Annotated in this window: 9 protein-coding genes and 1 pseudogene; 2 read left to right on the top strand and 8 right to left on the bottom strand. The window is 73.2% G+C overall.

What is annotated here, in order from left to right; genetic code table 11:
• The first annotated feature begins 160 nt into the window (after positions 1–160).
• On the top strand, positions 161–1,198 hold the full coding sequence (locus tag FMEAI12_RS24910) for an aldo/keto reductase (protein ID WP_112108055.1): 1,038 nt from the start codon (positions 161–163) through the stop codon (positions 1,196–1,198).
• 12 nt (positions 1,199–1,210) lie between these two features.
• On the opposite strand, the gene FMEAI12_RS24915 is transcribed toward FMEAI12_RS24910, so the two are convergent.
• The 3 genes from FMEAI12_RS24915 to FMEAI12_RS24925 all read right to left on the bottom strand — a co-directional run bounded on the left by FMEAI12_RS24915 (position 1,211) and on the right by FMEAI12_RS24925 (position 5,441).
• Positions 1,211–2,203 carry a ParA family protein gene (locus FMEAI12_RS24915; protein WP_020461750.1) on the bottom strand — a complete coding sequence of 331 codons (993 nt, stop codon included), beginning with the start codon at positions 2,201–2,203 and terminating at the stop codon, positions 1,211–1,213.
• A 329-nt stretch (positions 2,204–2,532) separates the two neighbouring features.
• Entirely contained in the window at positions 2,533–3,840 is a 1,308-nt protein-coding gene (locus FMEAI12_RS24920) for a glycosyltransferase 87 family protein (protein ID WP_235014448.1), read from the bottom strand.
• Positions 3,841–4,169: 329 nt separating this feature from the next.
• Positions 4,170–5,441, bottom strand: a complete 1,272-nt coding sequence (locus FMEAI12_RS24925) for a YihY/virulence factor BrkB family protein (protein ID WP_235014450.1) — start codon at positions 5,439–5,441, stop codon at positions 4,170–4,172.
• Positions 5,442–5,607: 166 nt separating this feature from the next.
• Here FMEAI12_RS24925 and FMEAI12_RS24930 point away from each other — a divergent pair, with 166 nt between their 5' ends.
• Positions 5,608–5,967, top strand: a complete 360-nt coding sequence (locus tag FMEAI12_RS24930) for a hypothetical protein (RefSeq protein ID WP_112108057.1) — start codon at positions 5,608–5,610, stop codon at positions 5,965–5,967.
• Positions 5,968–5,999: 32 nt separating this feature from the next.
• Here the strand turns inward: FMEAI12_RS24930 and FMEAI12_RS24935 are convergent, their stop codons facing one another.
• The 5 genes and pseudogenes from FMEAI12_RS24935 to FMEAI12_RS24950 all read right to left on the bottom strand — a co-directional run.
• A complete protein-coding gene (locus tag FMEAI12_RS24935) occupies positions 6,000–6,146 on the bottom strand; it encodes a hypothetical protein (RefSeq protein WP_018500697.1) in 147 nt (48 codons plus the stop codon).
• Positions 6,147–6,310: 164 nt separating this feature from the next.
• A complete protein-coding gene (locus FMEAI12_RS38630; protein WP_235014454.1) occupies positions 6,311–6,496 on the bottom strand; it encodes a helix-turn-helix domain-containing protein in 186 nt (61 codons plus the stop codon).
• A 112-nt stretch (positions 6,497–6,608) separates the two neighbouring features.
• Positions 6,609–7,349, bottom strand: a pseudogene (locus tag FMEAI12_RS24940) (DUF5937 family protein); the annotation flags it as partial.
• 26 nt (positions 7,350–7,375) lie between these two features.
• Positions 7,376–8,629 carry an amidohydrolase gene (locus FMEAI12_RS24945; protein ID WP_112108058.1) on the bottom strand — a complete coding sequence of 418 codons (1,254 nt, stop codon included), beginning with the start codon at positions 8,627–8,629 and terminating at the stop codon, positions 7,376–7,378.
• A gap of 41 nt (positions 8,630–8,670) precedes the next feature.
• A partial coding sequence (locus FMEAI12_RS24950; protein ID WP_235014452.1) for a transposase occupies positions 8,671–9,053 on the bottom strand: 383 nt, incomplete at its 5' end.

Raw genomic sequence — 9,053 nt, forward strand, 5'->3', positions numbered from 1 at the left:
GTCCGGCCCCGGTCCGGTCCCGTGCCGGCTTCGCGGGGTGGACTGCCAGGGCCTCCCTGCCGGGCGCCGACCGGCCTAGCCTGCGCTGTGACGCAGCCGTGGAAGCGACGACATGAACACCGACGCACGGCGTTCGTGCCGGTGTTCGGACAGGACAGACATGGAGCATCGTTCTCTCGGCCGTACCGGTGTCTCGGTCAGCAAGCTGTGCCTCGGAGCCATGATGTTCGGGCGTTGGGGAACCGAGGATCACGACGAGAGCATCCGGATCATCCATCGTGCGCTCGATGCCGGCATCACCTTCATCGACACCGCGGACGTCTACTCGCGGGGCGAGTCGGAGACCATCGTCGGGAAGGCGCTGGCCGGTGGTCGGCGCGAGGACGTCATCCTCGCCAGCAAGGTCCACATGCCGATGGGCGACGATCCCAACCAGCGGGGCAACTCGCGCCGCTGGATCATCCGCGAGGTCGAGGACTCGCTGCGGCGGCTCGGGACCGACTGGATCGACCTGTACCAGATCCATCGCTACGACCCCGGCACCGATCTCGACGAGACGCTCGGCGCGCTCACCGACCTGGTCCGGGCCGGGAAGGTCCGCTACGTCGGCCACTCGACGTTTCCGGTCTCCGCGATCGTCGAGGCCCAGTGGACGGCACGGGAGCGCGGCCGGGAGCGTTTCGTCTGCGAGCAGCCGCCGTACTCGATCCTCACCCGCCGGATCGAGGTCGACGTCCTGCCGACCTGTGCCCGGTACGGGATGGGTGTGATCCCGTACAGCCCGCTCGCCGGGGGCTGGCTCTCGGGCCGCTACAGCGCCGGCGCGGACGCCGCGGCGCCGGCGTCCGAGGCGCGGCGGCGGCTCAGCGACCGCTTCGATCTGGCGCTGCCGGCCAACCGGCGCAAGCTGGACGCCGCCGAGCAACTCGCCAAGGTGGCCGCCGAGGCGGGGATCAGCCTCATCGAGCTGGCGATCGCCTTCGTCCTGCGCCATCCCGCGGTGACCGCGGCGATCATCGGCCCGCGAACGATGGACCATCTGGAGTCCCAGCTGACCGCCGCCGACATCGAGCTCTCCGACGACGTCCTGGACCGCATCGACGAGATCGTGCCTCCCGGTACGACCATCAACCCCGCCGACGACGGATGGGTCAGCCCGGCCCTGGCTGCTCCGGCACGCCGCCGACCGACGCGCTGAGCGCGGACGGCGTCACGACATCCAGGCCGGGTCGACGAGCACTGAGGGATCAACGGAGCGGGTGGTCGCGGCGCCGGCCGGCCTGATGCGCCGCAGGAACTCCTCGACCAGGGCGAGCATGTCCCGGGCCAGGTCCGGAGAGAGGTCCGGGGAGAGCACGGCCGGCAGCTGGGCGCCGGCCGTGCCGACGAAGCTCCGGTTGCTGAGGCGGAGCATCGACTCGAACACCGGGATGCCGAGGCTGCCGGCCCGGTCGATGTGCGGGCGCAGGAAGCTCGTCGGCCGGCCGCGGTAGTACTGCACCATGGTGAGTACGACGCCGAGCAGGCGCGGCTCGAGCCGTTTCACCGCCGGGCGGATTCCGAACTGCAGCTCCGCCACCCGGTTGTACTCCCAGACGAACCGGCCCAGCTTGCCCATCAGGTGCTCGATGCCCGTCGTCGACTGGTTGTCGGGCCGGGACGGGACGAGCAGGTGGTCGCAGGCGGCGACCGCGGCCCGGGTGATCACCCCGAAGTTCGACGGGCAGTCGATCAGGACGAGGTCGTAGTCGTTCGGCGAGAAGGAGGCCAGGCCGGTCGCCAGCCGCTGGTAGACGTCGAAGTAGTGGCGGGTGGACCGGTGCGCCTGCGCGCCGCCGAGCCGGGCGACGAGGTCCATCTCGATGTCGCCGAGCGCCAGGTGCGAGGCGAGCAGGTCCAGCGTCCCGCCGCGGGCGGCGATGGCGGCGGCCACGACCGGCGGGGTGGTCACGTACCCGGCCAGCGGCGGCGGGATGGCCTCCGGCCGCCACGACTCGAACCAGGCCTTGACCGTCCTGCGCTGGTCGGCGAGCTCCGTGTGCCAGGTGTCGGCGCGGTAGAAGTTGAGGGTGAGGTTCGCCTGCGGGTCCAGGTCGATCAGCAGGACCCGCCGGCCCAGGCTGGCGATGGCCGCGCCGATGTTGGCGGTCAGCGTGGTCTTGCCCACGCCGCCCTTGTAGCTGGCGATCGCCACGACCTTCACCGCGTCCTCGCTCCCAGTCGCACGCTCCGTTCGATGACGGACCGGCCTTCCGCTCGGCCGTACTGTCGGGCTCCCCCGTCCGGCTTACGAGCAGATTACGGCGATCGACGGGACCGGCCCACCCAGACCGGGGCAGAGGGGACGCCTACCCGGCCCGATGGTGTGGGCCGGGCCGAGAAGTCCCTGCTCAGGCGAGGTCCCGGACGTCCCGCCGGCCGCCGCGCGATGCCGACCAGCGTCGTGCCGTACGGGCTGACCCGTTCCGGCGTGCGCGACGCGCGGCCCGTGGGCATCGGGACCGCCGTCGTGGGGGGCCGTACCTGCTGTGGTTACTCGCCTCCGGGAAGGGCGCCGGCCACATCTCCTGATCGCCGCCGCGGGTCGGGGACCCGCGGCCCGGGCACACGCCGCCCGACGATCCGCTGGTCGGGCAGCCGTGGCACGGGGGCCCGCGGCCCGCCGCGGGCCCCCGTCAGCGCCCACGCCGCCAGCGCCCCGAGAAGGAGCAGCGCGGCGAGGAAGTAGCAGTTCCCGGCCAGCAGCTGCCAGCCGTGGTGGGAGAACTCGGCGTCGCCCGTGTTCGGGACCCACCAGATCGGAGCGGCCACGAGCAGCCCGTAGCCGGCCACCGCGGCGCCCCGTCCCCACCGCGGCCGGCCGGGGGCCGCGGACATCCAGAGAAGCGCGGGGACCGCCCACACCCAGTGATGGCTCCACGAGATCGGCGACACCAGCAGGCCGGTCAGAGCGCAGGTGACGTCCCCGGGCAGCCGCGCACCCGAGCGGAACAGCCGCGCCGCCGTCGCCAGGCCGACGGCGGCGACCACCGCGGCCAGCGGGAGATAGAGCGGCCGCGCGTTGTCCGCACCGGACATGAGGCGGGCCAGGACGCCGAGCAGTGACTGGTTCCCGGCGAACGGGACGCCACCCACGTGGCCGGGGTCGAGGAACGTCTCGGACCAGTACGTCGCCGACGAGCCGGGGCTCGCCGCGAAGCCGACGCCGATCGTCACGCCGAACGTCGCCACCGCGGTCAGGGCGGCGCGGTGGCGGCCGGTGAGAAGCAGATGCGGCACGAAGATCAGTGGGGTGAGCTTGATCCCGGCGGCGATCCCGATGAGCACACCCCGCGGCAGCGGCCCGCGCCGGCCGAACAGGTCCAGCGCGACGAGCAGCCCCAGCGCGATGTTGATCTGGCCCAGGTCGAAGTTCCGCCGGATCGGCTCGGCCAGCATCGCCAGGCCGACGACCGGGCCGACGGCGCGGACCCCGGGCCAGCGGCCGGCCGGGGACGGCCGGATCGCCGCCAGCGAGGTGGCGCAGAAGAAGTACAGCGAGACCAGCAGGAGCAGCGTCCAGACCAGTTGCGCGACCGGCCGCGGCGGCAGTGCGAGCGGCGTGAACACCGCCGCCGCGAAGGGGGTGTAGGTGAACGGCAGCCCCGAGGCGGGTTCCACCGCCGAGTAGAGGTCCCCGCCGTGCAGCAGGACGTTCCCGCCCAACCGGTAGACGACGAGGTCGGTCAGCCGGCTGGTCACCGCGAAGGTGAGGAAAAGAACCGCGAAACCGAGCCCGGTGGCGGTTCCCGTTGTTCGAGCGGCAGCCTGAAGGCGCCGCGGTTGTGGCGCCAGGTTCAAGGACGCACTTCCATCCACCGAAAGCCGAACGTGCTGCGGGCTCCCGTTACCCGCGACGCACTGGACATCAACGGGCCGACACCGGGAAAACGAGGTCCGCGGGCGCGGGATCCGTGCGGGCTCAGACGTTACCGCACCGCCGCGGCCCCGCCGCCACCGCTGCGGCCCCACCGCTCAGGGCCCACCGGGCCGGCCTGGACCGCCGGCGGACAGTGCTGCTCGCATCGCATTCACCGATTCCGGTCGACGCCCCCTGATTCCGATAGGGGATTACTCCGCGCCGGGCGGTGAGATACTCGGCGAGCGTGTCTCGCTGTGACTGCAGGTCGTCAGCTCTCGGCAGCGCCAGCCATGCGGCGGCGCGACCGCCGGCCGGGCAGCCAGGACCGGCGCCGCCCCGCCGGCAGGGACGCCTTCATCTCCTTGGGCCAGGCACGGGTGTCACGGGGTTCGACGTAGGGCTCGAGATCCTCCGGGTGGCCCACCGAGATCGCCCGTCCCCGGGCGATCTCGGTGTCGAACTCCAGGCCGAGCAGGATCGCCAGGTTCGACAGCCACAGCCACACCAGAAAGACGATCACTCCGGCGAGTGCCCCGTAGGTCTTGTTGTACGAGCCGAAGTTCGACACGTAGAAGGCGAACGCCGCGGACGCCGCCAGCCAGATCAGGACGGCCAGCAGGCTGCCGGGCGTCATCCAGCGGAAGCCGCGAACCCGGGCGTTGGGGGTGCTCCAGTACAGCAGCGCGATCATGACCACGACGAACAGGACCAGGACCGGCCACTTCGCCACCGACCACAGAGTGATCATCGCGTCGTCGAGGCCGATCATCCGGCCGACCTGCCGCGCCAGCCCGCCGCTGAACACGACGATCACGGCGCTCCCGGCCAGCAGGACCATCAGCAGCACCGTGACGGCCAGCCGGAGCGGGGCGACCTTCCAGACGGGACGTCCCTCGGGCATGTCGTAGATGGCGTTGGCGGCTCGGATGAAGGCCGCGATGTACCCGGATGCCGACCACAGGGCCGCCGCGAGACCCAGCACGGCGAGCAGCCCGCTCGTGCCGGGGGCGTCCCGCAGCCCGGTGACGGCGTCGTGCACGATGTCGCGGGCCGACCCCGGTGTCAGTTCCTGCAGGTTCTCCAGGACGCTGTCGGTCGCCTGCCGCCCGACGACGCCGAGCAGCGAGACCAGCACGAGAAGCGCGGGGAAGATCGCGAGCACCCCGTAGTAGGTGAGCGCGGCGGCCCGGTCCGGGAGATCGTCCCGGCGGAACTCGCGGACGGTGCGGACCAGCACCCAGAACCACGAACGCAGCCCGAGCCGGGCCGGTGCGGCGGCCGCGTCCCCTGCCGCACCGCCACGGGCCGCACCGCCGCTGGCCACGGCACCTGTCGTGTCATCCGCCGGGCGCGGCGCGGGCACCTCGTCCGCCGGCTCGCCGCCCCGTTTGTCCCCCATACCGGCGCGCTTCCCGCGCATCCCCACCATGACGATGTTGTTGCCGCCCGGACGGTTCGCAAATCCCGCCGAGCGGGGCCAGATCGCCAGACCGGTGCGTATCCGCTCGTCCCCGAGCCGACGTACGGCGCCGGTCGGCACCGGGGACCCTGGAGACGGCCGGAAGTGATAGACATTCACGCCGGCCAGGCCCGGACGAGGACACACCCAGATTGCCGTCGCGGGACCAACCCGGGCGGGACGAGCCCCACCGCGGCCAGACCGGACGAACCGGCGCCGTGGACAGGTAGTCGACATACTGGGCCCCATGCGCCAAGCGTTCGCCCACGACGCCGTGATCGACATGAGCCCCGACGCCGACGTGGCGGCGCCCGGCGCCGCGGTCACCGTCGCTCTCTGCGGGCACTGGGAGCATCAGCCTCCCTGCCCCCTCGCCGCGCACCACACACACGCGACGCGGACGGGCCACCGCGGGGTACGGCTGCGGATCCTCTTCGCCACCGAACCGGAGCAGGAGCACACGGTTCGGCGCCGGATCGAGGCGGCGCTGGCCACTGGTCGGCTGCACGGACCCAACGGCCCCACCCGCTGGCAGCTGCGCACCAGCCAGCGCGGCGACCTTGCCGCCTCGGAGTCCGCGCACGCCGAACGGCTGACCCACGGCTGACCCACCACCGGGGCCCGCCCGCACGAGCCGGCTCAGTAGGCGAGGAACAGGATCTCGTCCCGCGAGTACTGGTGGTCCGGGTGCTTCTCGGCGAGATGCGCCTGCGTCTTCTCGACCAGGTCGTCCTCGTCCTCGCCCTCGATGAACGCTCCGCACGGGCAGCTGAGACGCCGCTTCACCGCTCCTCCTCTCCGGCGGGCGCGTCGCGCCCGTCACCGCCGTTGCTGTCGCACCTATTGTCGCTTCCGGGCGGGTCACGTGTGCGGTCCGCGGACCGGCTCGCGCTGGAACAACTGGTGAACCACGGCCGTCCCGGCGGGACGTCCCAGCGGCCGTGGGTGCCTCAGTACTGCAGGGCCGTCGCCAGATCTCGCCCGATGCGGCCGACCGCGCCGACGTCGAGCTCGTAGAGGACGTGCCGCCCGTGGCGCTCCATCCGCACCAGCCCCAGCTCGCGCAGGGCACGCAGATGGCGGGAGACCTGGGGGCGGGTCATCGTCAGCCGGTCCGCCAGGTCTGCGGTGGTCATGGCCTGCCGCGCGATCAGCCGGCACAGCCGCACCCGGCTCGGAGCCGACCTTCGGCGCCTCGACCGGGAAGTGGACGACGGGGGGCAGACCTGGCTCGTTCTTCACCAGCAGGTGCGGGGCACCGTAGCGGGTGGGGATGAGCAGCAGCGGAGTCCGGGCCGGGTTGATCACCGCGTGGTGCACCTTGTCGAAGACGACCCGGGCGGGGCCGGCCGACGGCGCGACGAGACGCGCGCTCGACGGGCTGAGCGAGACCAGGGCCGGCGCGGGCCCACCGTCGGCGAGCCGGCGCCGCACCAGGTGGGCGGCCCGGTCGAGCACGGGCGCGGTCTGCGCCCAGAGCCCGCCGAAGAACACCCGCCCGCACAGGTCGAGAAAGCGGAGGATGTCCGCGCGCAGCGCCTCCGGGTCGCGCAGCAGGTCCTCGGCCAGGCCGAGGTGCGGCTCCGGCAGCCGGGCGGCGGCATGACGCAGCACGGCGGCCTGCCCCGGGTCGTGGCAGACCTGGCTGAAATCGAAGCCGTGGTACCCGCTGGCGCAGGCGTATGCGGTGAGCTCGGCGAACCGGTCGATCCCGAGGCCGGCCAGCGGCGCGGCGACCGGGGATGGACCGTCGAGCCCCGGGTAGAAGGCGCGCCACCGCAGCGCCGTCCACAGCGGCGCGAAGCGGCCCAGCCCGGCGCGGAAGGCGGGCGGGGCGGTGCGGGTGACCTGGTCGGCCCAGGCCGCGTGCTCGGTGTGGTGCGCGGACCCGGTCAGCACATGCAGGCAGGCGGCCAGCTCCGCGAGCGGCGAGACGGCGACGCTGAACCGGCCGGGGGCGGCGCCGTCCAACACGATCACGACCGACATGGGCTGACTGTACGGAGGCTGGTCGATCAGTCCGTGCCACCCGTGGACACCGTCGTGAACTCCGCCCGTGCCGCCGCCAGCAGGCCCGGGTCGGTGAGCAGGCCGGTGACCACCCAGGCCAGCCCGGCCGCCGCGACCTGGGTGCGGTCGTGGGCGAACGCCGTGGCCGCCGCCTCGCGCAGTGCGTCGGAGTGACCGGGCGTACCGACCTCGGCGATCTGGATGTACGGGTGGATGACCGGCAGCGGCTGGGAGAGGTTGCCGATGTCGGAGGAGCCGGCGGGGCCGCGCGGGTCCCCGGGCGCGATGTCCACACCCAGCGCGCGCACCGCCGCCGCGAACCGCTCGGCGAGCACCGTGTTGTCGCGGCGCTCCGCGTACAGCGGGCCGGTCTCGGTGACCTCCGCCGCCGTCCCGGTGGCGAGCGCCGCGCCCGCGGCCGCCGCGCGGACCCGCTCGACCAGTTCCTCGACCGAGGCTGCCGTGCCGTCCCGGACGTACAGGTCCACCGCGGCGTGGGCCGGGACGACGTTCGGGGCCTGGCCACCGTCCGAGATGATGCCGTGCAGCCGGGCGCTCGGCGGGACGAACTGGCGCATCGTGTCGAGTGCGTTGAGGAACAGCTGGGCTCCCGCCAGCGCGCTGCGCCCCGACCAGGGCGAGAGGGCCGCGTGCGCGCTCGTCCCCGCGAACGCGACCCGCAGGTGGGCAGCGGCCAGCCCGGGCCGGCCGGTCAGCGACCGGTCGCCGGGATGGAACATCACCGCCGCGTCGACGCCGTCGAAGACCCCGGCCTCGGCGAGCCGGATCTTGCCCGCGCCGCCCATCTCCTCACCGGGCGTGCCGATGACGGCGATCGTGCCGGGGTGGGCGGGCAGCGCGCGGACGGCCGCGATCGCCGCGCCCGCGCCCCCGGCCGCGATGAGGTTGTGTCCGCAGCCGTGCCCGACACCAGGCAGTGCGTCGTACTCGGCGAGGACGGCGACGCACGGGCCGGGCTCCGCCCCCTCGTGCACGGCCACGAAGGCGGTGTCCAGGCCGCCCGCCGGCACCCGGACGGTGAAACCGGACTCCCCGAGCCAGCCGGTCAGCACGTCCCGGGCGTGAAACTCGGCGAACTTCAGCTCCGGCCGGGCGTGGATGGCCAGGCTCACCGCGTCCATCCGGGGCCGCAGCACGGCCAGCGCGGCCGAGATGCTCTCCAGCACGGACTCGATCGCGGGCCCGGCGGGCCCGGCCGGCGCGGTGCGCGCGGCGGGTGAGGCAGACATGGCGGGCATGAGGACTCCGTTGCGGCTCGATGAGCAATAGCGCTCACCGTTCACGCCGCCGGCACTTGCGCGCCGGCACCCCGGGTCTGACCGGTCTTGGCCGTGCCAGGTTCCCGCTTCCCAGCCACCTGCCCGCTCGCGCGGGTCTTACGGTCGGCTCCACGGGCGTTTACGGTCTCCGACGTACTGGCGGCGACCTGGTGTTTGAGGTTGATCGCAGCGTTGTGGTCGCGGTCGGCCACCAGCCCGCAGGCCTGGCAGCGGAACGTGCGGTCCGACAGCGTCAGGCTTGGGTTTCGCCAGCCGCAGCCGGAACAGGTCTTCGAGCTGGGGGCACTGGTGGGCCGCCGGCGAGGTGCCCGCGGGTGCGGGTCCTTTTCCGGCGGCCCCCAGCCCGAACGACGCATGCGACTTTCACCGCACGTCGCTCTCC

Source organism: Parafrankia sp. Ea1.12, assembly GCF_900465275.1.
In the GTDB taxonomy this organism is placed as follows: Bacteria; Actinomycetota; Actinomycetes; order Frankiales; family Frankiaceae; genus Parafrankia; species Parafrankia soli.

Bases quoted from the DNA above. Each gene is read 5' to 3' on its own strand.
- FMEAI12_RS24910 (WP_112108055.1), top strand. From the start codon at position 161: ATGGAGCATCGTTCTCTCGGCCGTACCGGTGTCTCGGTCAGCAAGCTG.
- FMEAI12_RS24930 (WP_112108057.1), top strand. From the start codon at position 5,608: ATGCGCCAAGCGTTCGCCCACGACGCCGTGATCGACATGAGCCCCGAC.
- FMEAI12_RS38630 (WP_235014454.1), bottom strand. From the start codon at position 6,496: ATGACCACCGCAGACCTGGCGGACCGGCTGACGATGACCCGCCCCCAG.
- FMEAI12_RS24945 (WP_112108058.1), bottom strand. From the start codon at position 8,629: ATGCCCGCCATGTCTGCCTCACCCGCCGCGCGCACCGCGCCGGCCGGG.